Here is a 24240-nt window from a genome sequence, read left to right on the forward strand (position 1 = left end):
GCTATCGGGCCCGCTTCCCAACAGCGCGAACAAAAGCGAAAGCGAGTGCATTATGACTATCAAGCTGAACGAACTTCGTGACAACCCCGGTGCCCGCAAGGACCGCATCCGCGTCGGCCGCGGTATCGGTTCCGGCAAGGGCAAGACCGCTGGCCGTGGCCAGAAGGGCCAGAAGAGCCGCTCCGGCGTTGCCATCAAGGGTTTCGAAGGCGGCCAGATGCCGCTGCACATGCGCCTGCCGAAGCGCGGCTTCAACAACCCGTTCGGCAAGGACTATGCCGAAGTGAACATCGGCATGGTGCAGAAGTTCATCGACGCCAAGAAGCTCGACGGCAAGAAGACCATCGACCACGAAGCGCTGAAGGCTGCCGGCCTCGCACGCGGTGGTAAGGATGGCGTCCGCCTGCTGGGCAAGGGCGAACTGAAGGCTAAGGCCAAGTTCGTGGTTGCCGGTGCCAGCAAGGGCGCCATTGAAGCAGTCGAAAAGGCCGGCGGTTCCGTGGAAGTGATCGCCAAGGGCCAGCCCGAGCACGAAAAGAAGGCTGCACGGGCCGAAACCAACAAGGCCGCACGGGCCAAGAAGGCCGAAAAGGCCGGTTGATCGGGAAAAATTGGGCGCAGGGTTCGACAATGACCCTGCGCCTTCCTATCTGTATCGCCTGAGCCGGGAGGGACCGGCCCAACGTCAGGATATCCGGTTACCATGGCTTCACGTGCCGACAACTTCGCCAGCAATCTGAGCCTTGCCAATTTCAGCAAGGCGACAGAACTGCGCCAGCGCATCTGGTTCACCATCGGGGCGCTCGTCGTCTTCCGTTTCCTCAGCTTCGTCCCGCTGCCCGGTGTGAACCCGGCCGCGCTGGACCAGCTGTATGACCAGACCCGCGGCGGCATCCTCGACCTGTTCAACACGTTCTCCGGCGGCAGCCTGGAGCGTATGAGCCTGATCGCGCTGGGCGTGATGCCCTACATCACCGCCTCCATCGTGATCCAGCTGGCCTCCTCGCTCCACCCGGCGCTGATGGCGCTGAAGAAGGAAGGCGAGGCCGGCCGCAAGAAGCTGAACCAGTACACCCGCTACGGCACGGTCTTCCTGTGCGCGATCCAGGGCTATTTCCTGGCGACGGGCCTTGAATCCTACGCCGCGCAGAGCGGTCTGGCCGCCGTGGTCGACCCCGGTTTCCTGTTCCGTATCGTGGCCGTCATCAGCCTGATCGGCGGCACCATGTTCCTGCTGTGGCTGGGTGAGCAGATCACCAGCCGCGGCATCGGTAACGGCGTCTCTCTGATCATCATGGCGGGCATCGTCGCCCAGTTCCCGACCTTTACCGTCAACCTGTTTGAAGGTGGTCGTGAAGGCTCCATTTCCGCTGGCCTGATCGTGGGCCTGGTGGTGATGATCATCCTGCTGATCCTGTTCATCTGCTTCATGGAGCGCGCCCAGCGGCGCCTGCTGATCCAGTATCCCAAGCGCGCCAACCAGCGCGGGATGATGCAGGCGGACCGCAGCCACCTGCCGCTGAAGCTGAACACGGCCGGCGTTATCCCGCCGATCTTCGCCAGCTCGCTGCTGCTGTTGCCGCTGACGATCACGCAGTTCGCCGGTAATTCTATCGATTCCGAAAGCACCGGCGGCGGCATCATCGATACGCTGAACATCTACCTGCAGCACGGGCAGCCGATCTACATGCTGCTGTATGCGGCGCTGATCATCTTCTTCTGCTTCTTCTACACCGCGGTTGTCTTCAACCCGGAAGACACGGCGGAGAACCTGAAGAAGAACGGCGGCTTCATCCCCGGCATCCGTCCTGGCAAGCGGACTTCCGATTACCTCGACTATGTGCTGACGCGCGTGACGGTGATCGGCGCAGCTTACCTGACCGTGGTCTGCGTGGTTCCGGAATGGGCCATAGCACAGACCGGCCTTCCGCTGTTCCTGGGCGGGACCAGCCTGCTGATCGTCGTGAACGTCACCGTGGATACGATCAGCCAGATCCAGTCCCACTTGCTGGCGCACCAGTATGGCGACCTCATCAAAAAAGCTAAGTTGAAGGGTCGTCTGCGCTAGGGCAGAAACAGGCGTGAAGGGGATTCGCTTGTGAATATCATCCTGTTGGGCCCTCCGGGCGCAGGCAAGGGGACGCAGTCCCACCTGCTGGAAGAGCATCATGGCATGCGCCAGCTTTCCACCGGGGACATGCTGCGCGCTGCCGTGAAGGCGCAGACGCCTGTCGGCATCCGGGCCAAGAAGGTGATGGATGCAGGCGAGCTGGTCTCGGACGAGATCGTGTCCGCCCTGATCGATGCCGAGCTGACCGCCATGGGCGATGCTGTGGGCGCCATCTTCGACGGCTATCCCCGCACCGCCGCGCAGGCCGAACAGCTCGACGGGATCCTGGGCCAGCACGGGCGCCAGCTCGACCATGTGATCGAACTCCATGTCGACGAAGACGCTCTGGTCGAGCGTATCTGCGGCCGCTTCACCTGTGCCGAGTGCGGCGAAGGCTATCACGACGAATTCAAGCAGCCCGAGACCGAGGGCAAGTGCGACAAGTGCGGCAGCACCGAATTCAAGCGCCGGCCCGACGATAACGAGGAAACCGTCCGCAAGCGGATGGAGGAATATCGCGCCAAGACCGCGCCGATCCTTCCGCTGTATGAAGAACGCGGCATCGTGACGCGCGTGGACGGCATGGCCCCGATCGACGATGTCACCACCAGCATCGAGAAAGTCCTTCGCGGCTGATGGTTCGCGGCAGGCCCCTGCCGCGTTTCCAGACAAACCTTACCGGAAACTGCGCCGATGTTCGGTAGCTGGCGCCTGCTGCTGGCGATGGAAGTGGTCGTCTTCCACCTGCTGCATGTGAACCTGATCGGCATGTATGCCGTGTTCGCATTCTTCGCCCTGTCGGGCTTCCTGATGACCGCCATCATGCAGCGGACCTACGGCTATTCCGCAGCCGGCGTGGGGCGCTTCGCCCTCAATCGCGCGGTCAGGCTTTACCCGGGAAACCTGTTCGCCATCGCTGTCATGCTGGCGGTCATGCTCTGGTTCGGGCCCGGGGTCGACGACGGTATCGGTGACCGGATCGGCATTCCGGGAGACGTGGCGGCCTGGGCGCGCAATCTCACCATGGTCTATCCCGCGATGCTGCCCTCGCAGCTGGACCCGAAGCTGGTTCCCCAGACGTGGGCGCTGACGGTGGAGCTGTTCTATTACGCCCTCATCGCGCTGGGCCTGTCGCGCACGCCGCTGCGCTGCTGGCTGTGGCTGGCGGCGGGCCTCGCCTACCTCGCTTATGGGTTTGTCGCCGATTTCGGCGAGACGCGCGCCTACAGCGCCATTCCGGCCGGCTCCGTGCCCTTCGCGCTGGGAGCGCTGGCGTGGCATTACCGCGAAAGGCTCGTGACAGCTCAGCATGCCGTGCGGCGGTGCCTTGGCCTGGTGGCCCTTCGCTACGGCGTGTGGTTTGCCGCAGTGGCGGCCTTTTCCGCGCTGACCATGGACTGGCGGATGGTCGCCATCGGGAATGTGCTGAACGCCGCCATCGCCGCGCTGCTGGCTGCGCAGCTGTTTGCCTTGCGTCCGGCGGGCAGGGCCGCATGGCTCGACAAGCTGCTGGGCGATTTCAGCTATCCGGTCTACCTGCTGCACTGGGCCGCGATGCTGGTGGCCGGCGCCCTGGTCTTCGGACAGGCGAGCAGCGGGATGGACGCGCGCGGTGTGCAGACCTTCCTCGTCACGCTTCCGGTCCTCGCGGCCTTTTGCGCGGTCCTCGTTTTCGCTATCGACAGGCCCCTGGAGGCATGGCGCGACCGCATACGCAGCGCGGCTGCCGCACGGGTGGCCGATGGCGAGGCAATCGCCGCGCGCGTGCCCTGAAGGACCGACCGGAGGACTGCCGTGAAGACACTTGCGACCGCACTGGCCCTGATGGCCGCATCGACCCTGCCCGCCGCCACCGCACAGGCCGAAGTGCTGCAGGCGAGCGAGCGCGGCTTCGTGACGCAGGCCGAAGTGACCATACAGGCCGGCCCCGATGCCGTGTGGGGCGCGCTGGTGCAGCCTGCCCGCTGGTGGAACCCGCAGCACAGCTGGTCGCTCGACGGGGCGAACTTCCGCATGGATCCGCGCGCGGGCGGCTGCTTCTGCGAGACCATGCCCGGTGGCGGCTCTGTCGAGCACATGCGGGTCATCCAGGCCGTGCCGGGCCGAATGCTGCGAATGTCGGGCGCGCTCGGCCCGCTGCAGCCGGAAGCCTATCACGGCACGCTCTCCATCGTGCTGGAGGAAGCGCGGGAAGGGGAGACGCTTGTGACTTGGACTTACGTGGTGGGCGGATACGGGCGTTACCCGCTGGGACAGCTCGCCGGGCCGGTCGATTCCGTGCAATCGGAACAGCTCGGAAGACTGGCCAGCCTGCTCGAAACCGGCTCGCCGGACATGGGCGAATAAGCCCACCCTTTGACGCCGGGCCGGCAAGCCCCTATATCGTCCCAGACGGCCAAGGGGCCGGAGAGGCAGGCGGCGATTGCTCGCATGTCCCTTTGCGCGGTTGACGCAGGGTGAGAATCGCCCTAAGCGCCCGTTCATTCGACACGTGTTGGACAGTCCGGCAGGCGAGCCATGTGCGCGCCATCCGGACTTTTCGCGTTACGGCGCAGGCAGGTATCGGATGAAAGCGTTGAGATAGGGGGCGGGCCCGTCATGGTAACCTGCCTTTCCCTGTGGAGCATGGAGAATTAAGTGGCTCGTATTGCCGGGGTAAACATCCCCACCAACAAGCGTGTAATCATCGCGCTTACCTACATTCACGGAATCGGTCGCACGACTGCCGTGGAAATCGCCGACAAGCTGGGCATCGATCACACCGCGCGTGTGCAGGACCTGACGGACGAAGAAGTCCTGCGGATCCGTGAAACCATCGATTCCGATTACCAGGTCGAAGGTGACCTGCGTCGCGATACCGCAATGAACATCAAGCGCCTGATGGACCTGGCCTGCTATCGCGGCCTGCGTCACCGTAAGGGCCTGCCCGTTCGCGGCCAGCGCACGCACACCAATGCCCGTACCCGCAAGGGCAAGGCAAAGCCGATCGCCGGCAAGAAGAAGTAAGCGAGGAGCCTAGCCCTTACGCTTTTCCCTTCTTTCGAGACACGAGGAAACACAGACAATGGCACGCGAACCAGGCCGGGTACGGCGCCGCGACAAGAAGAACATCAGCAGTGGCGTCGCGCACGTCAATGCCAGCTTCAACAACACGATGATCACCATCACCGATGCCCAGGGCAATGCGATCAGCTGGTCCAGCGCCGGCATGATGGGCTTCAAGGGCAGCCGCAAGTCCACTCCGTATGCCGCCCAGGTGGCTGCGGACGACGCCGGCAAGAAGGCCGCCGAACACGGCGTGCGTACCCTGGAAGTCGAGATCAAGGGCCCGGGCAGCGGCCGCGAAAGCGCGCTGCGGGCTCTCCAGGCGGTGGGTTTCACCATCACCAGCATTCGCGACGTCACGCCGATCCCGCACAATGGTGTGCGGCCGTCCAAGCGTCGTCGCGTCTGATCCGAACCTGCCGAGCGGGGCCGCAGGATCCACGGCCCCGCACCAGCAATTCGCATCGGCCGCGGCGCTCCCTGCGCCCGCGGCCTTTGCCATAGTTACAACACCTTAGGGGATATCCATGTCCGTCAATATGAAGAACTGGCAGGAACTGAAAAAGCCCACCCAGCTGGATGTGAAGGAAGGCGCCGATAAGAAGCGGAAAGCCACTTTCATCGCCGAACCTCTCGAGCGCGGCTACGGCCTGACGCTCGGCAATGCGCTGCGCCGCGTGCTGCTCTCCTCGCTGCAGGGCGCCGCTATCACCTCGATCAAGATCGAGAACGTGCTGCACGAATTCTCCAGCCTTGCCGGCGTGCGTGAAGACGTCACCGACATCGTGCTGAACGTGAAGCAGATCGCGCTGAAGATGGAAGGCGAAGGCCCCAAGCGCCTGCAGCTTTCCGCCACCGGCCCGGGCGAAGTGAAGGCTGGCGACATCGCTGTGACTGGCGACATCGAAGTGCTGAACAAGGACCTCGTCCTGTGCCACCTCGATGACGGCGCCACGCTGAACATGGAACTGACCGCAGACACCGGCAAGGGCTATGCTCCTGCCGTGCAGAACCGCCCGGCCGACGCGCCGATCGGCCTGATCCCGGTCGACAGCCTGTATTCGCCGATCCGCCAGGTCAGCTACAAGGTCGACAATGCCCGCGTCGGGCAGGAACTCGACTACGACAAGCTGAACCTGACCATCGAGACGGACGGCACGGTCACCCCGGAAGATGCCATCGCGTATGCGGCGCGCATCCTGCAGGACCAGCTGACCCTGTTCGTCCACTTCGAAGATGGCATCCCGCAGCCGCAGGCCGCCATGATCGGCATGGCAGCAGAGCCGCAGGAATCGGACGCCAACCAGCTCAACCGCTACCTCCTCAAGAAGGTGGACGAGCTGGAACTGTCCGTGCGTTCGGCCAACTGCCTGAAGAACGACAACATCATCTACATCGGCGACCTGGTCCAGAAAACCGAAGCAGAAATGCTGCGGACGCCGAACTTCGGCCGCAAGTCCTTGAACGAAATCAAGGAAGTGCTGTCCAGCATGGGCCTGCGCCTGGGCATGGACATCCCTGGCTGGCCGCCGGAGAACATTGAAGAAATGGCCAAGAAGCTCGAACAGGAACTTCTCGGCTGACCGGGTAACGGCGGCGCACCCTCCTGCATCGCAGGAAAGCGCCGCCAGCTACGGGCTACCTCGCACGGGCCCATAACGAACGAAGGATAGTATAATGCGTCATAAGATTTCCGGCCGTAAGCTTTCGCGCAAGAGCGGCCACCGCAAGGCCCTGTTCCGCAACATGGCTGCCGCGCTGATCAAGCACGAGCAGATCCTGACCACCACGGCCAAGGCCAAGGAACTGCGCCCCTACGTCGAAAAGCTGATCACGCTGGCCAAGCGTGGCGGCCTCTCCAACCGCCGCCTGGCGGCTGCCCGCATCCTGGATGCTGCGCAGGAGAAGAAGCTGTTCGAGGTTCTGGCCGAGCGGTACAAGGATCGTGACGGCGGCTATACCCGCGTCATCAAGGCCGGCTTCCGCGAAAGCGACGCTGCCCCCATCGCCATCATCGAACTCGTCGACCGTGACGAAGATGCCAAGGGCCAGGACAGCGGACCGGTGATGTCGGAAGACGAATACGAAGACGCGTAAGCTTTTCTCCGGAACGCAAGTCCGGCCCAGATCGGACTTTGAAAAGGCGGTTGCAGTGGTTACACCTGCAACCGCCTTTTTCCTTTTCCGGAGACTTTCATGCGTTCTGCATCCATCGCCCTTATCGGAGCTGCCGCCATCGCAATTTCCGCCCCCATGACTGCGGCTGCGCAGGATATTGCCGCTCCCGAATATCCCGAGACTTACCAGCAGGACCTGGTGGAGGAGATCTTCGGGCAGCAGATCGCCGATCCCTATCGCTGGCTGGAGGACGATGTTCGCAACAATCCCGAAGTCGCGAATTGGGTCGAAGCGCAGAATACCGTCACCGACGCATACCTCGAACAGCTGCCGGCCCGCGCGTGGTTCGCCGAGCGGATTGGCGAGCTCTACAATTACGAGCGTTTCTCCACGCCGGTGGAGAAGGGCGGACGCTATTTCTACACCCGCAACACCGGCCTGCAGAACCAGAGCCCGCTATATTACCGCGAAGGCCTGGACGGCGAGCAGAAGCTGCTGCTGGACCCCAACGCCTGGGCCGATGACGGCGCGACGGCGCTGGGCGGCTGGGTGCCCAGTCCGGATGGCACGAAGCTGCTTTATTCGGTGCAGGACGGCGGCACGGACTGGCGGATCATCCGCGTGATGGACATCGACACCGGCGAACAGATCGGTGACGAGATTCGCTGGGCGAAGTTCACCGGCCTGAGCTGGGTGGGCGAGGACGGCTTCCTCTACTCCCGCTTCCCCGAGCCGGAGGAGGGCGAGGACTTCCAGGCGCTGAATTACAACCAGGCCCTGTTCTACCACAAGCTCGGCACGCCGCAGAGCGATGACGTGCAGGTCTATGCCACGCCGGACGAGCCCGAGGCGGGCCATTCCGCTGGCGTTACCAGCGATGGCCGCTGGGCGGTCATCTACAGCTCCAAGGGCACGGATTCGCGCTACGAAATCCACCTGGTGGACCTGGATGCGCGCGACACCAGGGGCTGGGAAGTCATGCCGCTGGTGGAAGGCTTCGACCACGCCTGGGGCGTGATCGATTCCATCGGGGACAAACTGTGGGTCTCCACCAACAAGGACGCGCCGCTTTACCGGGTAATGACGGTGGACCTGTCCGGCGATGAGCCGGTCTGGGCCGAGATCGTGCCGGAGCAGGAGCAGACGCTGGCCGGCGCGAGCATGATCGGTGACCGGCTTGTCCTGTCTTACCTGCAGGACGCCAGCAGCGTCGCGCGCGTCTTCACCTTCGAGGGCAATGAACGCGCACCGATCGAACTGGCAGGGCTGGGCACGGTCGGCGGTTTCCGGGGCGATCCGGGCAAGAGCGAGACGTTCTACAGCTTCTCCAGCTACAACCGCCCGACAACCATTTACCGCATGGACATGGCGACCGGCGAGACCAGCATCTTCGCCGCGCCGGACCTGCAGTTCGACCCGGACGATTTCGCAGTCGAGCAGCGTTTCTACAATTCCAAGGACGGGACGCGGGTCCCAATGTTCATTGTACGCCGCAAGGATGTGGCGGAAAGCGGCGCTGCCGCCCCGACGCTGCTTTACGGTTATGGCGGCTTCGACATCTCGCTCACCCCCGGTTTCAGCCCCAGCCGCATGGCCTGGGTGGAAGCGGGCGGTGCCTATGTGGTCGCCAACATCCGCGGCGGCGGTGAATACGGCAAGGCCTGGCACGATGGTGGCCGGCTCGACAACAAGCAGAACGTGTTCGACGATTTCATCGCGGCGGGCGAGTTCCTGATTGCCGAGGGCATCACGCCGCAGGACGGCCTCGCCATCCAGGGCGGCTCCAACGGCGGCCTTCTGGTCGGCGCGGTCGCCAACCAGCGTCCGGACCTGTTCGCGGCGGGCAATGCGGCCGTGGGCGTGATGGACATGCTGCGTTTCGATCGCTTCACTGCGGGCCGGTACTGGGTGGACGATTACGGCTACCCTTCCAAGGAAGACGATTTCGCGGTGCTGCGCGCCTATTCGCCGTATCACAACATCGCCGCCAATACGGCTTATCCGGCACTGCTGGTGACGACGGCGGATACGGATGACCGCGTGGTGCCTGGTCATAGCTTCAAGTATACCGCTGCCCTGCAAGCGGCGAATTTGGGGCCGAGGCCGCAGCTCATCCGCATCGAGACGCGGGCCGGCCATGGCAGCGGCAAGCCGACCGACAAGGCGATCGAGGAAGCGGCCGATGTGCTGGGCTTCCTGGCCTATTGGACCAAGCTTTCTCCGGAATAAGGCGATACGGCGGCGTTCAGGAAAAGGTGTCTATTCCTGAACGCCGCCTTTCACGCAAATTCAGGCTGATCTCACACGCGGGTCTCTAGACCGGTTCTCACCAAGGGGCATTGCCCCGACTACAAGAGGACTGAGACATGAAGACCATTACCAAAGGCCTGGCCAAGGGCTTGACTGCCACCGTCGCCGCAGGTGCGATGGCAATGGCCTCCGCAACGCCGGCCGCGGCTCGCGATCACCGCGACAATGACGGCATCAGCGCAGGCGAGATCATTGCCGGGGCGCTGATCATCGGCGGCATTGCAGCCGTCGTCTCCTCCAGCCGCGACCGCGACCGCGATTATCGTTACGATGATCGCCGCTACCGGGACCGCGACTACCGCTATGACGACCGGCGTGGTTACCGCCACCGCGGCTATCGCGACAATCCGCGCCGTGCCGTTGAGAAATGCGTCCGCGCCGCCGAGCGCACCGCTAACCGCTACAGCTATGGTGGCCGCGCCGATGTGATCGACATCCGCGACGTCGACCGGAAGCGTGACGGCTATCGGATCAAGGGGCGCATCGCCGTCCAGACCGGCTACCGCGACGGCAGGTATCGCGACTATCGCGGATATCGCAATAACGATCGCGGCTATGACACGGGCAAGTTCACCTGCCGCATCGAGCGCGGCCGGGTGGTGGATGTCGACTTCAAGGGCATCCGCGGCCTGCGCTAAGCAGCAGCGTCAAGCAACAAATGGGCGGTTCAGGCTTATGCAAGCCTGGGCCGCCTAGCCGTTCTGGCATACATTCCATCCCCGGGGGTCCCGATGGCTTTTACCAATTCTCGCATTTCTGCCCTGGTCGCTTCGGCCGCCGCACTGTCGCTCGTGGCCAGTCCGGCCGCCGCCGTGGACCTGCCGCGCAGCACCTCTGCCAAGGTGAGCGAGTATGTTCCGAGTGCTTCGGAGGATATTTCAGAGCATCGCCGCTATCGCCGCCATCGCCATCGCGGCGGTGTGAGCGCGGGCGACGTGCTGACCGGTATCCTGATTTTGGGCGGTATCGCTGTCATCGCCAACAGCGCGAAGGGTGAGCGGCACCGCGACGACGACCGCCGCTATGACGACCGCCGCTATGATCCGCGGTACGAGCCCCGCGACTACGATGACCGGCGCGATTACGACCGCCGCGGCAATCTGGACGGGCTGGAGCGCGCCGCCAACATGTGCGCCGATGCAGCCGAGAACCGCGGCCTGCGCGTCGATACGGTGGACGAGGCCAGTCGCGGCGCGGCAGGCTGGTCCATCGCTGGCGATCTGCGCGGCGGTGGCCGCTGGACCTGTCGGATCGACAATTCCGGCCGCGTCACCGATGTCGGCGCTGGCGGGGACGTGTCTTATGAGCCGCAGGAGGACCGGCAGGATGACTGGGGCGGACAGGGTGACAATTATGTCCGCGCTGCACCCGCACGCGCGCCGGGCTCGGCGCCGCGCCAGGACGACCGGCAGTATGGCGACGATGTCTACGCCTCTGCCCGCGCCAACCGCAGTGCAGGCGGATACATGCCGCAGCCGCAGGGCCAGCCAGGCTATGCGCCGCGCAGCGAGCCGGCACAGGCACCAGCACCTGCGCCTTCAACGCGGGATGGCAATGATGGCCGCTACCAGACCGGGTCGGTCGGTGATTTCGAGCAGGATGGCTATTGATTGCGTGAATAGGGCGGCAGCACCAGGCTCCACCTGATTGCCGCCCAGCGCAGCGCCAGCCCCGCCGCTGTCGCGCCGATCCATACAGGGACGCGCGGCCAGTCGAAATACAGGCCGATGGCGCAGCCGCTGGCCGATACGAAGGCCGCGGTCACATACATTTCCGGCCGCATCAGGATGCTGGGGCGGCCGGCAATCACGTCCCGGATCACGCCGCCCACAGTGCCGGTGATGACACCCATCAGGACCGCCGGAACGGGCGCGATACCATAGGCGATGGCCTTTGCGGTTCCCAGCACGGCATAGGCCGTCAGGCCCACGGCGTCGGTGTAATCGAGCACCTTGCGCTCCCACCAGCGGGTGGGCGTAAACCACACCAGCAGCGCCACGATCAGGCAGACGGGCGCGATCCATGGGTCGCGGGCCCAGAATGCCGGGATGCCGATCAGCAGATCGCGCACCGTGCCGCCACCCACGCCCGTGACCAGTGCGAAGAAGGCCATGGTGACGAAGGTCTGCTTCTCACGCGCGGCGACAAGCGCGCCGGACAGGGCAAACACAGCCACGCCGAGCAGGTCGAACGCGCCAAGCAGAGGAGTTGGGATCAGCTCAGGCATGATTTGCGCGCGCTAGGCGCTCGGGCGCGCGCGAGCAATGATAAAGGGGGGGGCAGCCCTAATCGCGGGCAAACAGCCTTTCCGGGTCGGCCATGGCCTTGATCTCCACGGCATTGCCGCTGGGATCGCGAAAGAACATCGTCGCCTGTTCGCCGGCCTGACCTTCGAAGCGGATGTGGGGTTCGATCTCGAACGTCACGCCCGCACCGCGCAGCCGCTCTGCCAGCTCGCGCCAATCCTGCATCGCCAGCACAAGTCCGAAATGCGGCACCGGCACGTCATGGCCGTCCACCTCGTTATGCGCGCCTGCAACCTTGGCCACGGCGGCCGGTGCCTGGTGCGCCACGATCTGGTGGCCGTAGAAGTCGAAATCGCACCAGTCCTCGCTGCTGCGCCCCTCCGTGCAGCCCATGACGCCGCCCCAGAACTCCCGCGCAGCTGCGAGGTCATGTACGGGGAAGGCGAGGTGGAACGGGGGCAGGTTCATGGTGCGGGTTTCCTGATGAGGCCGAGCGCGAGCCCAAAGCCGAGGATCGATGCTCCGCCATAGCCTATCAGCGGGCTGGGATATGCGGCCATCGCAGCCATGGCGACAAAGCCGAACAGGGATCCGGCAAGGGCAAAGCGGGCGGCGCGCTCCAGCGGCGCAGCGAAGAGCATAAGCAGGAAGGACGCGAGCAGGGCGAGGGCCAGCGCCAGGGCCGCCCACGGGTTCGCGGCGAAGGCCTCCACCACCACGCGCTCCACGAATGGCAAGGCCGGCAGCTTGCCGCGCACGACCATCACAAGCGTCGCAAAAAAGCCGAGAATGGCGGTCAGGCCGACGCGCCAGTCCTTGGTTACATGGTGCAGGCCGACCGCCGCCAAGGTGAGTGCGAAACCTGCGCCCGCGTCGGGCTGCAGCATGGCGGCAAAAATGGCGGTAAGCAGGATCGGCGCGGCCAGATTGTTCTCGCGCGCAGCCAGTACGGCCAGCGCGGGGATGGCGAACAGGCCGGTATTCAGCGAAACCGGCCCCAGCGGCAGCCATCGCGACACAGGCACGCCGCTGGAGGAATTGAGCGTTGGCCCGGTCAGCAGCGGCAGGAACATCAGCGCCAGCAAAACGGCTGTGGCAATTCGCTGGATCCGGATGTTTGGAGGAACGCGGCCAAATGCCGCCCACAACAGCGCGACTGCGAAGACGGCGAGGTTGAACGGCGCAAAATGCTCCGGTGCACCGCCAAGCCACATCCAACCCGCGCCCGCCAGCACCGGCAGGGCCAGTGCGGCTAGGGCGGGCAGGCGCGCTTTCACCCCCGGCTTCGACCCCGTCGTCAGACGTGGATCGCCTTGCCTTGCACGGCCATTGCGGCTTCCTTCATGGCTTCCGCATGGGTCGGGTGGGCATGGCAGGTGTAAGCGATGTCCTCGCTCGTCGCGCCGAATTCCATGGCGATGCCTGCTTCGGCGATCATCGTGCCCGCCACGCTGGCGATGCACCACACGCCCAGCACGCGGTCGCTCTCCGCCTCGGCGATGACCTTCACGAAGCCGTCGGGCTCGTGATTGGTCTTGGCGCGGCTGTTGGCCATCATCGGGAACTTGCCGACCTTCACGGCCTTCTTGTCGCCGCCCATCTTCTCGATGGCCTCTTCTGTCGTCAGGCCCACGCCGGCAATTTCCGGCCAGGTGTAGACAACGGAGGGGATGATATCGTGATTCACGATGCCAGTTTGCCCGGCGATGTTTTCCGCCACGGCAATACCTTCATCCTCCGCCTTGTGCGCCAGCATGGGGCCGGGCACCACGTCCCCGATGGCCCAGACGCCGTCCACGGCAGTGCGGAACTCGTGATCCGTCTCGATCTGGCCACGCTTGTTGGTTTCCAGTCCGATGGCATCGAGGCCGAGCCCGTCAGTATTGGGACGGCGGCCGATGGACACCAGCACGCAGTCCACCTCGATCGTCTCCGCATCGCCGCCAGCGGAGGGTTCCATGGTCAGCGTGGCCTTCTTGCCCTTCACGGCTACGCCGGTGACCTTGGTCGAAAGCTTGAATTCGATGCCCTGCTTCTTGAAGATCTTGCGGGCTTCCTTGCGGATATCGCCGTCCATGCCGGGCAGGATTTCGTCGAGGAATTCGACGCAGGTGACCTTCGCGCCAAGGCGGCGCCACACGCTGCCCAGCTCCAGGCCGATAACGCCGCCGCCGATCACCACCATGTGCTGCGGCACCTTAGCCAGTTCCAGCGCGCCGGTTGAATCGACCACGATCCCGCCATCGTTGTCCACATCGACACCCGGCAGCGGGGTGACGCTGGAGCCGGTGGCGATGACCACGTCCTTCGCGGTGTAGCTCTTGTCGCCAACCTTCACGGTGTGCGCGTCGGTGAAGGTGCCATAGCCCTTCAGCCAATCCACCTTGTTCTTCTTGAACAGGAATTCGATCCCGCCCGTCAGGCCCTTCACCGCATCGCGGCGCTGGCCGTGCATCTTTTCCAGGTTCAGCTTCGGCTTCACCTCGATACCCATGTCGGCCATCGTGCCGTTGGTGGCGGCATCGAAATACTCGCTGGCATGCAGCAGCGCCTTGGACGGGATGCACCCGACGTTGAGGCAGGTCCCGCCCAGCGTCTCGCGGCCTTCCACGCAGGCGACCTTCAGGCCCAGCTGCGCTGCGCGGATCGCCGCGACATAACCGCCGGGACCGGCACCGATGACAAGGACGTCGTAATCGTAATTGGGGTCAGCCATGGAGACCTTCTTGCTTCGCGCCCGTGGGCGATTTCGAGGTGGAACCTATATAGGTTGCGATCAGCGATTTTGGCAGGAGCGCCACGCGCTCTGCGGAAATTTCGGCTTCGGGAAACAGGAAGCGCATCTGCCCCTTCGTCAGCAGGCGCGCGCTGTCGACGAAGCGATAGGCCTCGCCCACGTCCTTCGCCTTGCCAGCGGTGGCCAGCTTCATGTGGCGCATCAGCCCGGCGCGCATGGGGCGCGGCAGCCAGTGGTTCATCGGGAAGGACCAGAAGTGCGGCTCCACCGGGAACCAGAAATTCGGCGTCTGCACGTAATAGGACACGCCGACACGGCGCGCCTCTGAGGCAAAGGCTTCCATCTCGCGCCACAGGCCGACATGTTCGATCACCGAATTGGAATGGGTGAAATCGAAGCTCTTGTCTGCATGGTCCAGGTCGCAGGCATTGCCGATCGCCCAGTCGAACAGGCCTTTCGGAGCGCCCGGATCGGGGACGATTTCGCTCTCGTGCAGGTTCTGCAGCGTGATCGACACGCCCAGCTCCGTCAGGAAATCATAGCCGACGCGCTTCCAGTATTCTGTCCGGCCGCCCAGGTCGAGGATGCGCAGCGCCTCCCCATGCCGCGGCGCGCGCGCCAGGGCATCGCGCAGCTTCACGTCCCGCGCATTGCGGAAACGGGTCGACAGGCTCGTCTTCAGGCTGCTGTTCATTACGATGCAGGCCCTATCAGAGATCGATGAGCATCCGCATCGGATCCTCGATCGCTTCCTTCATGATCTTCAGCGCCGTCACGGCCTCGCGGCCGTCGATGATGCGGTGGTCATAGCTGAGCGCCAGGTACATCATCGGGCGGATGACCACTTCGCCATTGATGGCAACGGGGCGATCCTCGATCCGGTGGAGGCCCAGCACCGCGCTCTGCGGCGGGTTGATGATGGGCGTGGACATCAGCGATCCGAACACGCCGCCATTGGAAATTGTGAAGGTGCCGCCCGTCATGTCATCCATGGTCAGGCTGCCTTCCTTGGCCTTCTTGCCATATCCGGCAATCGCCTGCTCCACTTCGGCAAAGCTCATGCTTTCGACGTTGCGGACGACCGGCACGACGAGGCCATTGGGCGCGCTGACGGCGACGGAGATGTCGACAAAGTCGTGATAGACGATCTCGTCCCCGTCGATCTGCGCATTGACGGCGGGCACGTCCTTCAGCGCGAGGCAGGCTGCCTTGGCGAAGAAGGACATGAAGCCCAGCTTGATGCCGTGCTTCTTGGCGAAGACTTCCTTGTAGGCCTCGCGCGCCTCGATCACGGCGGTCATGTCGCAATCGTTGAAGGTGGTCAGCAGCGCGGCTTCTTCCTGCGCGCCCTTCAGCCGCTTGGCGATGGTCTGGCGCAGGCGCGTCATCTTCACGCGTTCGGTCCGGCGCTCACCCTTGGCGGAGGTTGCCGGGGCAGGCGCGGGCGAGGGGGCCGGGCTTGCCGGTGCGGACTGCGACGGGGCAGGCGTGCTGCCTTTCGCCTTGGCCGCGGCCAGCACGTCTTCCTTGGTCAGCCGGCCATCCTTGCCGCTGCCCTTGATGGTGGTGGGGTCCAGCCCGTGTTCCAGCACGGCGCGGCGCACGGCCGGGGACATGGTCGGCACATCGCCGCCGGACGAGGCCTCGCCGCTCGCGACGGCTGCGGTTTCCTGGTCGATCTGCTTTTCCTGCTCGCGCGCCTGCGCAGCGCGGCCGGCTTCCTCGCCGTCACCGGCAGGGGCGCCGCCTTCCTCGATGGTGGCGAGCAGGGCGCCCACTTCCACCGTATCGCCGACGGAGACTTCCTGCGTGCCCAGAACGCCGGCCACGGGGGAGGGCACTTCCACGGCGACCTTGTCGGTCTCCAGGCTGGCGATCGGCTCGTCCTGCGCCACGGCATCGCCGGGCTGCTTCAGCCATTCGCCAACGGTCGCTTCGGTGACCGATTCGCCCAGCGTGGGGACTTTGACTTCCTGCGTCATGAGGTGGTCGTCCTTATTTCGATTTCTTTTTCGGGGTCACGTGCGCCGTGGCGCCGGTGTTGGCGAGGTCAAGTGCGATGCTGACCAGGCTTTCCTGCTGCGCCTGGTGGCGGCTGGCGAGGCCGGTTGCGGGCGATGCCGCATCCTCGCGCCCGGCGTAGCGGGGGCGCATGCCGTCATGGCCGGCCTCGGTCAGGGCATGCTCGATGCGTTCCTGCACGAAGAACCATGCGCCGTTATTGCGCGGCTCTTCCTGGCACCAGTACACTTCCTTCAGGTTCGGCATGCGCGCCATGCGCTTGGCCAGCGGTTCGCCCGGGAAGGGATAGATCTGTTCGATGCGGACGATGGAGATGTCCTCGATCCCCTCGGCATCGCGCTTCTCCATCAGGTCGTAGGCGACCTTGCCGCTGCACAGCACCAGCCGGCGCACGTCCTTGTCGGGAATGTCCTTCTTGTCGGACAGGATGCGCTTGAACTGGCTCTCGCCCTGGAAGGATTCCGCATCGCTCTTGGCCTGCGGATGGCGCAGCAGGCTCTTGGGCGTCATGATGACCAGCGGCTTGCGGAACGGGCGCAGCATCTGGCGGCGCAGAACGTGGAAGTAATTCGCCGGGCTGGTGATGTTGCAGACCTGGATATTGTCGTTCGCGCACAGCTGCAGGAAGCGTTCGAGGCGGGCGCTGGAATGTTCCGGACCCTGGCCCTCGTACCCGTGCGGCAGCAGCAGGACGAGGCCATTGGCGCGCAGCCACTTCACCTCGCCAGACGCGATGAACTGGTCGATCATGATTTGCGCGCCGTTCACGAAATCGCCGAACTGCGCTTCCCACAGCACCAGCGTTTTCGGGTCTGCCAGCGCGAAGCCGTATTCGAAGCCAAGCACGCCGTATTCGGACAGTGGGCTATCATACACCTCGAACTTGCCGTGGGGCAGGGTGGTGAGCGGGATGTATTTGCGCTCGTCCTTCTGGTCGACCCAGATGGCGTGGCGCTGGCTGAAGGTGCCGCGGCCTGAATCCTGGCCGGACAGGCGCACGCCGTACCCTTCCGTCACAAGGCTGCCATAGGCGAGCGCTTCGGCCGTGGCCCAGTCGAAGCCTTCACCGCTGTCAAACATCTTGCGCTTGGCATCGAGCACGCGGCCCAGCGTCTTGTGGATCGTCAGATCGTCCGGGACGGTGGTCAGCGTGCGGCCCAGGCTGTCGAACAGCTTGGCGGAAATGGCGCTGTCGACATTGCGGCGCGCGGATTCCGGGTCGGCCGGCTTGTGCAGCCCGCTCCACCGTCCGGCGAACCAGTCGGCCTCGTTCGGTTTATAGCTCTTGGCCGCCTCGAATTCGCCCGCCAGCTGGTCGTCGAATTCCTTGCGCCAGTCGGCTGCGTCGCTTTCGCCCACCACCTTCTCGTCCTTCAGGCGGGCGGAGTAGATCTCGCTCACCTTGGGATGCTTGCGGATGGCATCATACATCAGCGGCTGGGTGAACTTGGGCTCGTCGCCCTCGTTATGGCCGAAGCGGCGATAGCACCACATGTCGATCACGATGTCGCGCTTGAAGGTCTGGCGGTATTCCACGGCCAGCTTGCAGGCAAAGGTGACCGCTTCCGGATCGTCGCCGTTGACGTGCAGGATCGGAGCCTGCACGCCCTTGGCCACATCGGACGGATAGGGGCTGGAGCGGGCGAATTTCGGGCTGGTGGTGAAGCCGATCTGGTTGTTGATCACGAAGTGGATGCAACCGCCGGTGTTGTACCCGCGCACGCCGGAGAAGCCGAGGCATTCCCACACGATGCCCTGGCCGGCGAAGGCGGCGTCGCCGTGGATCAGCACGGGCAGCACTTCGGCATGCTTGGCCAGGTCTTCGCGGATGGCCTGCTGGGCGCGGGTCTTGCCCAGCACCACGGGGTTCACTGCCTCCAGGTGGCTGGGATTGGGGACCAGCGACATGTGCACGCTGATACCGTCGAAATCGCGGTCCGTGCTGGTGCCGAGGTGGTATTTTACATCGCCCGATCCGCCCACGTCGTCCGGATTGGCCGTGCCGCCGGAAAATTCGTGGAAGATGACCTTGTACGGCTTGGCCATCACATTTGCGAGGACGTTCAGGCGGCCGCGGTGGGCCATGCCGTAGATGATCTCGCGCACGCCGGATGCGCCGCCATACTTGATGACCGCTTCCAGCGCCGGAATCATGCTTTCGCCGCCATCGAGGCCGAAGCGCTTGGTGCCAACGTATTTCTTGCCGAGGAAGCTCTCGAAGCCTTCGCCGCGGATCACGGCCTGCAGGATGGCCCGCTTGCCTTCCGGCGTGAACTGGATGGTGTCTTCAGGGCTTTCGAATTTGTCCTGCAGGAAGCGCCGCTCTTCCGTGTCGGCGATGTGCATGTATTCCAGGCCGACATTGCCGCAATAGGTGGCGCGCAGGAAGGCATAGAGCTTGCCCACGGTGACCCATTCGAAGCCGAATACGCCGCCGACATAGACCTCGCGGTCTTCCTGCCCATCGAAGCCGTGCCAGGCCAGCGTCAGGTCTTCCGGCTCCTCGCGGTGGGACAGGCCCAGCGGGTCGAGATCCGCCGCAAGATGCCCGCGCACGCGGTACAGCCGAACCAGCAGCATGGCGCGGATGGAATCGCCCGCCGCCTGCTCCAGCGCCGCGCTGTCCATGACCTTGCCCGCCTTGGCCGCCGCTTCGGTAACCGCGACCAGCATGTCAGTCGGGTCCATCGCGCCTGCCAGCTCGCCGTCCGCATCGGACAGCGGCCAGCGCGGGTTGGCCCAGCTCGGCCCCGGCTGCGGCCCGTCCTGGCCAGGCAGTTCGGGAAGGAAATCTTGCGCTTCGTTACCCATCGCGGGCTCCACCAATGTCAGGGAGGCTTACGCCAGCTCTTTCAACAGAGCGTCCAGCGTGGTGCCAAGTTCCGAAGGACTTTGCGCCACGCGGATACCGGCGTCTTCCATCGCCGCGATCTTGTCGTCCGCGCCGCCCTGGCCGCCGGACACGATGGCGCCGGCGTGGCCCATGCGGCGGCCCGGAGGTGCCGTGCGGCCGGCGATGAAGCCGACCATGGGCTTGCGGCGACCGGCAGCGGCCTGTTCCTTGATGAAGGCTGCGGCCTCTTCTTCCGCGCTGCCGCCGATTTCGCCGATCATGATGATGGACTTGGTTTCGTCATCGGACAGGAACAGGTCCAGCACGTCGATGAAGTTGGTGCCGTTCACCGGATCGCCGCCGATACCGACGGCCGTCGTCTGGCCCAGGCCGACATTGGTGGTCTGGTGCACCGCCTCGTATGTCAGCGTGCCGGAGCGGCTGACCACGCCCACGCTTCCCTTCTGGAAGATGGAGCCGGGCATGATGCCGATCTTGCACTCGCCGGGCGTCAGCACGCCGGGGCAGTTGGGGCCGATCAGGCGCGACTTGCTGCCTTCCAGCGCGGCCTTCACGCGCACCATGTCCAGCACCGGGATGCCTTCGGTGATGGCCACGATCAGTTCCACTTCTGCGTCGATCGCCTCGCAGATCGCGTCGGCGGCGAAGGGCGGCGGCACGTAAATGACCGACGCTGTCGCGCCGGTTTCCGCCTTCGCCTCGCGCACGGTGTTGAAGTTGGGCAGGCCGATATGCGTGGTGCCGCCTTTGCCGGGTGTGACGCCTGCAACCATTTGCGTGCCGTAATCCAGCGCCTGCTGCGTATGGAACGTGCCGGTATCGCCCGTCATCCCCTGGGTGATGACCTTGGTGTTCTTGTCGACGAGGATGCTCAATGGATTACTCCCGATGGCGCACGGCGGGTGCGCATGTTCTTGTCAGTCTTCGGTGATGATGGCTTCAGGCGCGACCTCGGACGGGCCCTTTGCCTTGATGGTGAAGCGGGCATTGGGCGTGTCGCGGTCGCCGCTGGGTTCCATGCGCACGATGTAGTCGGACTGGTCCCAGATATAAGCGAAGCCGTCCTGTCCGTTCGGCATGCCGATCTCGCCAGCCAGGCCCTGCGCCAGGCCGTTATAAGCGCCGGTGTTCTCCAACCGCGCCAGAACGACGCAGTTCTTGGCCTTCAGGTCTTCGCGCTCGAACACGAGGTAGGCGTCGTTGCCGCGCGTTTCGTAAGCATTGTAGAGGCGCGCACCGCCACGGCCGCGGCCGCGCTGGCGCACCTGGTGCCAGCCGTGGCCCTTCAGCGCATCCTTGTCGATCCACGTCGGGCTGGTGATGTCCTTGCAGGTCTTGATCGCTTCCGCGACGTCTTCGGCGCTGGCCGGTTTCATCTGTGCGGATGCGGGCGCGGACAGGGTGGCTGCCACGGCTGCGAGGGCGGAAAAGGCGAGTGTATTCTTCATTGCTGTAATCTCCTTGCGACCAGAGAAGACGGGCGCGGGGCCCGGATCAGGCGAGGCTGCTGTCGAGGCCCTTGCAGGCTTCCAGCAGTTCCTCGACCGCGTCGGTGCTGACCTTGAGGTTGCTCTTTTCCTCGTCGGACAGTTCGATCTCGATGACGTCTTCCGTGCCGTCTGCGCCGATCACGGTGGGGACACCGACGTAGAGGCCGTCGAGCCCGTACTTTCCGTCGACGTAGCTGGCACAGGGCAGGATGCGTTTCTGGTCGCCCAGATAGGCTTCGGCCATGGCGATGGCGCTGGTGGCGGGCGCGTAATAGGCGCTGCCATTGCCCAGCAGGCCCACGATCTCGCCGCCGCCCTTGCGGGTGCGGTCCACGATCTCGTCGATGCGGCTTTCGGACACGCCCTTGATCTTGGCGAAGTCGTTCACCGGGATGCCGTTGATCGTCGTGTAGCTGGTGACCGGGACCATGGTATCGCCGTGGCCGCCCAGCACGAAGGCGTTGACGTCCTTCACGCTGCAATCGAATTCCCAAGCCAGGAAAGTGGCGAAGCGGGCGCTGTCGAGCACGCCGGCCATGCCGACAACCTTGTTATGCGGCAGGCCGGAAAATTCGCGCAGTGCCCAGACCATGGCGTCCAGCGGGTTGGTGATGCAGATCACGAAAGCGTCAGGGCAGTTGTTCTTGATGCCTTCGCCGACGGACTTCATCACCTTCAGGTTGATGCCCAGCAGATCGTCGCGGCTCATGCCCGGCTTGCGGGGGACACCGGCGGTGACGATCACGACGTCCGCACCTGCGATGTCTGCGTAATCATTGGAGCCGGTGATCTTCGCGTCGAAACCTTCGACCGGACCACACTGGGAAAGGTCCAGCGCCTTGCCCTGCGGCATGCCTTCCGCGATGTCGAACAGGACGATGTCGCCCATTTCCTTCTTCGCGGCGAGATGGGCGAGCGTGCCGCCGATCATGCCGGAACCGATAAGGGCGATTTTCTTGCGTCCAGTGCTGGTGGCCATTGCGAGCAGGTCCTTGGGATTTCTTGCCCGGACGCCTTGGAAGGCTTGCGATAGAGCCACACCCCCGCGTCCGGCGAAAGGAGTGCAGCCAGCTATGCCGCTTCCCTAGGCGCGCCGGAGGGGTGTTGCAACCGGCATAAGGTCGTAGAGTGATGTTTTCTTTGCAAACAGTTCGCAATAGCAATAGGACTGTTTGGCAGGGCGCGTCCGAATAGGACGCCACCGCGCGCCAAGCGGCCAGAAGCGCCTTGCGCTCCGGCCTCCGGAATCCCTGCGATGTCGAATGTACCGAAGTGTGGCGGCAGGCTCAGCCCGCGGCGCGCACTTCCCCGTCGCGGCCACGGTCCTGTGCCAGCAGCATGGCGGCGAGGAAATCGGGCACGGCGCGGCTGAAGTAATAGCCCTGGCCCAGCGTGCAGCCGGCATCGGACACGACCTTCACCTGCTCCACGGTCTCCAGGCCCTCGGCCACGATCTCCATTTCCAGCGTGCTGCCCATTTCGGCCACGGCGCGGATGATGGCGTCGGACTTCTTGCCGACATTGGGGCCGGACACGAAGCTGCGGTCCACCTTGATCTTGGAGAAGGGGAACTGGTTGATGTAGCCGAGCGAGGAATAGCCCGTGCCGAAATCGTCGAGTGCGAAGCGCACGCCTTCGGCCGCCAGCTCTTCCATGAAGCGCGCGGTATTCTCGTCATCGTCCAGGAACAGGCTTTCGGTCACTTCCAGCTCCAGGCGGTGCGGGTCCAGCCCGGCATCGCGCACGGCGGCCATGATCCCCAGTGCAGCACCCGGCGCGCGGATCTGCAGCGGCGAGAGGTTGACCGCGATGGTCACGTCTTCCGGCCACTGGGCGCAGGCCTTGGCAGCCTGTGCGGTGATCCAGTTGCCCAGGGTGATGATAACGCCGGTTTCCTCGGCCACGGGAATGAATTCATCGGGGCGCAGCTCGCCCTTTTCCGGGTGGAACCAGCGCACCAGCGCCTCGAAGGTGCGAATGCGGCCGGTCTTCAGGTCCACGATCGGCTGGAAGAAGATGCTCAGCTCGTCCTTCTGGATGGCTGCGCGCAGTTCCTTCTCGATTTCCTTCTTGCGGACCAGCTCGCGGGTCATGGAGCTGTCAAAGAAGCGGATGCGGTCGCGGCCGGCAACCTTGGCATGGTACAGCGCCAGGTCGGCGCCCTGCATCAGGCTGTCGATATCGGCGCCATCTTCCGGCAGCAGCGCCACGCCCATGCTGGCCCCGGCGTCGATCCGGTGGCCTTCGACGGAGTAGGGCTGGCCAAGGGCTTCGGCAAAGCTCTGCGCGATGCGCTCGCTCTCGCCCCGGTCGCCCACTTCGCAGGCAATGACGAACTCGTCGCCGCCGAAACGGGATACGGTGGCGTGCTGCGGCGCGCTGACGCGCAGGCGCTGTGCCACTTCCGCCAGGACCTGGTCACCAACGGGGTGGCCCAGCATGTCGTTCACTTCCTTGAACCGGTCGAGATCCAGCCAGAACAGCGCCAGCTGGCGGTCTGCGGGCAGGGCCATGAGATGTTCGACCAGCTCGTGGTTCAGGCCGGCGCGGTTCGTCAGGCCGGTCACCACGTCGGTGCGGGCCAGCTCGCGCATCTTTTCCGCCATGCGGGCGCTGTTTTCCGCGGCGATGAACTGGTCCTTCAGCGTGTTGAACACGTTGAAAGTGATGGAGGACATGCCGGTGAAGATGAACAGGATCAGCCCGGACAGGACATAGAAGGAAGGTCCGCCCACGATCAGACCGGCCACGACGACCGGCGCGAAGGACAGGAACATCTGGCCCAGCGCGATGAAGGGACGGCCCGCGTTGCGGGCGGTAATGCCCACGCCATAGACCATGGCATAGGTAATCATCAGCGCGATGAGGTGGTCCGACATCGCGTAGATCATGGTGACCGCAGCGGCGAGGCCGGACAGGAAGGCGTAGGCAAAGGCGCCTATCTCATAGGCCATTTCCATCATCTTGGCGCTGTGCGACTGCGTGTCCTTTGCCAGCCACAGCGCCATCAGGATGCGCGCAAGGGCGACGAAGATCAGCGTCAGGCCGACGATCGTGATCGCGGTGTTGCCCGTCAGGACAATGGCCGTGGTACAGCAGGCCACGCCCGCAAGCGCGCCCACAGCCAGGCTCAGCGGCTGGGTGTACAGCGTCTCCACGAGCTTGCGCCGCACGTTCGCGTCGCGCTCGTCACCGCCGAAATAACCTTGCAAGATGTGGCTGAACCGATTGATTGGCCTTACCTCCGTTGTGGAGGCGATAGACCGGGAACATCACCGTCCCGTTAAAGCCACGTTTACCAAAACTTA

General features: G+C 64.4%; 23 protein-coding genes. 12 read left to right on the forward strand and 11 right to left on the reverse strand.

Going from position 1 to position 24240, the window contains the following annotated elements; genetic code table 11:
* Window positions 1-58: 58 nt before the first annotated feature.
* The 12 genes from rplO (at window position 59) to A6F65_RS06565 (ending at window position 11193) form a co-directional block, all read left to right on the forward strand.
* Window positions 59-601, forward strand: coding sequence for a 50S ribosomal protein L15 (gene rplO, locus A6F65_RS06510; protein ID WP_067790229.1), 543 nt, complete (start codon window positions 59-61; stop codon window positions 599-601).
* Between the two features lie 102 nt (window positions 602-703).
* Window positions 704-2068: a preprotein translocase subunit SecY gene (gene secY / locus A6F65_RS06515; protein WP_067787004.1), complete on the forward strand. Its 1365-nt coding sequence runs from the start codon at window positions 704-706 to the stop codon at window positions 2066-2068.
* 30 nt (window positions 2069-2098) lie between these two features.
* Window positions 2099-2746 (forward strand): adenylate kinase, encoded by a 648-nt coding sequence (locus tag A6F65_RS06520; protein ID WP_067787008.1) that lies wholly within the window; start codon window positions 2099-2101, stop codon window positions 2744-2746.
* 57 nt (window positions 2747-2803) lie between these two features.
* Window positions 2804-3883, forward strand: coding sequence for an acyltransferase family protein (locus tag A6F65_RS06525; protein WP_067787011.1), 1080 nt, complete (start codon window positions 2804-2806; stop codon window positions 3881-3883).
* Window positions 3884-3904: 21 nt separating this feature from the next.
* Window positions 3905-4456 (forward strand): SRPBCC family protein, encoded by a 552-nt coding sequence (locus A6F65_RS06530; protein ID WP_157093077.1) that lies wholly within the window; start codon window positions 3905-3907, stop codon window positions 4454-4456.
* A gap of 291 nt (window positions 4457-4747) precedes the next feature.
* A complete protein-coding gene (gene rpsM / locus A6F65_RS06535; protein ID WP_067787014.1) occupies window positions 4748-5116 on the forward strand; it encodes a 30S ribosomal protein S13 in 369 nt (122 codons plus the stop codon).
* 58 nt (window positions 5117-5174) lie between these two features.
* Window positions 5175-5564: a 30S ribosomal protein S11 gene (rpsK, locus tag A6F65_RS06540; protein ID WP_047005430.1), complete on the forward strand. Its 390-nt coding sequence runs from the start codon at window positions 5175-5177 to the stop codon at window positions 5562-5564.
* A 118-nt stretch (window positions 5565-5682) separates the two neighbouring features.
* Window positions 5683-6738, forward strand: a complete 1056-nt coding sequence (locus A6F65_RS06545; RefSeq protein WP_067787015.1) for a DNA-directed RNA polymerase subunit alpha — start codon at window positions 5683-5685, stop codon at window positions 6736-6738.
* Between the two features lie 94 nt (window positions 6739-6832).
* Window positions 6833-7252, forward strand: coding sequence for a 50S ribosomal protein L17 (rplQ, locus tag A6F65_RS06550; RefSeq protein WP_067787019.1), 420 nt, complete (start codon window positions 6833-6835; stop codon window positions 7250-7252).
* A gap of 99 nt (window positions 7253-7351) precedes the next feature.
* Window positions 7352-9502, forward strand: coding sequence for a prolyl oligopeptidase family serine peptidase (locus A6F65_RS06555; RefSeq protein WP_067787023.1), 2151 nt, complete (start codon window positions 7352-7354; stop codon window positions 9500-9502).
* A gap of 137 nt (window positions 9503-9639) precedes the next feature.
* On the forward strand, window positions 9640-10221 hold the full coding sequence (locus A6F65_RS06560) for a hypothetical protein (protein ID WP_067787025.1): 582 nt from the start codon (window positions 9640-9642) through the stop codon (window positions 10219-10221).
* A gap of 93 nt (window positions 10222-10314) precedes the next feature.
* The gene (locus A6F65_RS06565) at window positions 10315-11193 is read left to right on the forward strand and encodes a hypothetical protein (RefSeq protein ID WP_067787026.1); all 879 of its coding nucleotides are present in this window, start codon (window positions 10315-10317) and stop codon (window positions 11191-11193) included.
* On the opposite strand, the gene A6F65_RS06570 is transcribed toward A6F65_RS06565, so the two are convergent.
* From A6F65_RS06570 to A6F65_RS06620, 11 genes are all read right to left on the reverse strand, one after another.
* A complete protein-coding gene (locus tag A6F65_RS06570) occupies window positions 11187-11810 on the reverse strand; it encodes a trimeric intracellular cation channel family protein (RefSeq protein WP_067787028.1) in 624 nt (207 codons plus the stop codon). The genes A6F65_RS06565 and A6F65_RS06570 overlap by 7 nt on opposite strands.
* A gap of 58 nt (window positions 11811-11868) precedes the next feature.
* Window positions 11869-12297, reverse strand: a complete 429-nt coding sequence (locus tag A6F65_RS06575) for a VOC family protein (protein WP_067787030.1) — start codon at window positions 12295-12297, stop codon at window positions 11869-11871.
* On the reverse strand, window positions 12294-13106 hold the full coding sequence (locus A6F65_RS06580; protein ID WP_237164778.1) for a hypothetical protein: 813 nt from the start codon (window positions 13104-13106) through the stop codon (window positions 12294-12296). The genes A6F65_RS06575 and A6F65_RS06580 overlap by 4 nt, the downstream gene beginning before the upstream one ends.
* Before the next feature lie 20 nt (window positions 13107-13126).
* Window positions 13127-14545: a dihydrolipoyl dehydrogenase gene (lpdA, locus tag A6F65_RS06585; RefSeq protein WP_067787032.1), complete on the reverse strand. Its 1419-nt coding sequence runs from the start codon at window positions 14543-14545 to the stop codon at window positions 13127-13129.
* Window positions 14538-15260, reverse strand: a complete 723-nt coding sequence (locus A6F65_RS06590; RefSeq protein ID WP_067787034.1) for a methyltransferase domain-containing protein — start codon at window positions 15258-15260, stop codon at window positions 14538-14540. Before A6F65_RS06590 ends, lpdA begins: the two co-directional genes overlap by 8 nt.
* A gap of 16 nt (window positions 15261-15276) precedes the next feature.
* Window positions 15277-16548, reverse strand: coding sequence for a 2-oxoglutarate dehydrogenase complex dihydrolipoyllysine-residue succinyltransferase (gene odhB, locus A6F65_RS06595; RefSeq protein WP_067787036.1), 1272 nt, complete (start codon window positions 16546-16548; stop codon window positions 15277-15279).
* 13 nt (window positions 16549-16561) lie between these two features.
* Complete coding sequence (locus A6F65_RS06600; RefSeq protein WP_067787038.1) at window positions 16562-19399, reverse strand: 2-oxoglutarate dehydrogenase E1 component; 2838 nt, start codon at window positions 19397-19399, stop codon at window positions 16562-16564.
* A gap of 27 nt (window positions 19400-19426) precedes the next feature.
* The gene (gene sucD / locus A6F65_RS06605) at window positions 19427-20317 is read right to left on the reverse strand and encodes a succinate--CoA ligase subunit alpha (RefSeq protein WP_067787040.1); all 891 of its coding nucleotides are present in this window, start codon (window positions 20315-20317) and stop codon (window positions 19427-19429) included.
* A gap of 42 nt (window positions 20318-20359) precedes the next feature.
* Entirely contained in the window at window positions 20360-20890 is a 531-nt protein-coding gene (locus A6F65_RS06610; RefSeq protein ID WP_067787042.1) for a hypothetical protein, read from the reverse strand.
* Between the two features lie 46 nt (window positions 20891-20936).
* Complete coding sequence (mdh, locus tag A6F65_RS06615) at window positions 20937-21911, reverse strand: malate dehydrogenase (RefSeq protein WP_067787044.1); 975 nt, start codon at window positions 21909-21911, stop codon at window positions 20937-20939.
* Window positions 21912-22218: 307 nt separating this feature from the next.
* A complete protein-coding gene (locus tag A6F65_RS06620) occupies window positions 22219-24144 on the reverse strand; it encodes a putative bifunctional diguanylate cyclase/phosphodiesterase (protein ID WP_067787046.1) in 1926 nt (641 codons plus the stop codon).
* Window positions 24145-24240: the final 96 nt, after the last annotated feature.

The sequence above is a fragment of the Paraurantiacibacter namhicola genome, from assembly GCF_001687545.1.
GTDB lineage: Bacteria > Pseudomonadota > Alphaproteobacteria > Sphingomonadales > Sphingomonadaceae > Paraurantiacibacter > Paraurantiacibacter namhicola.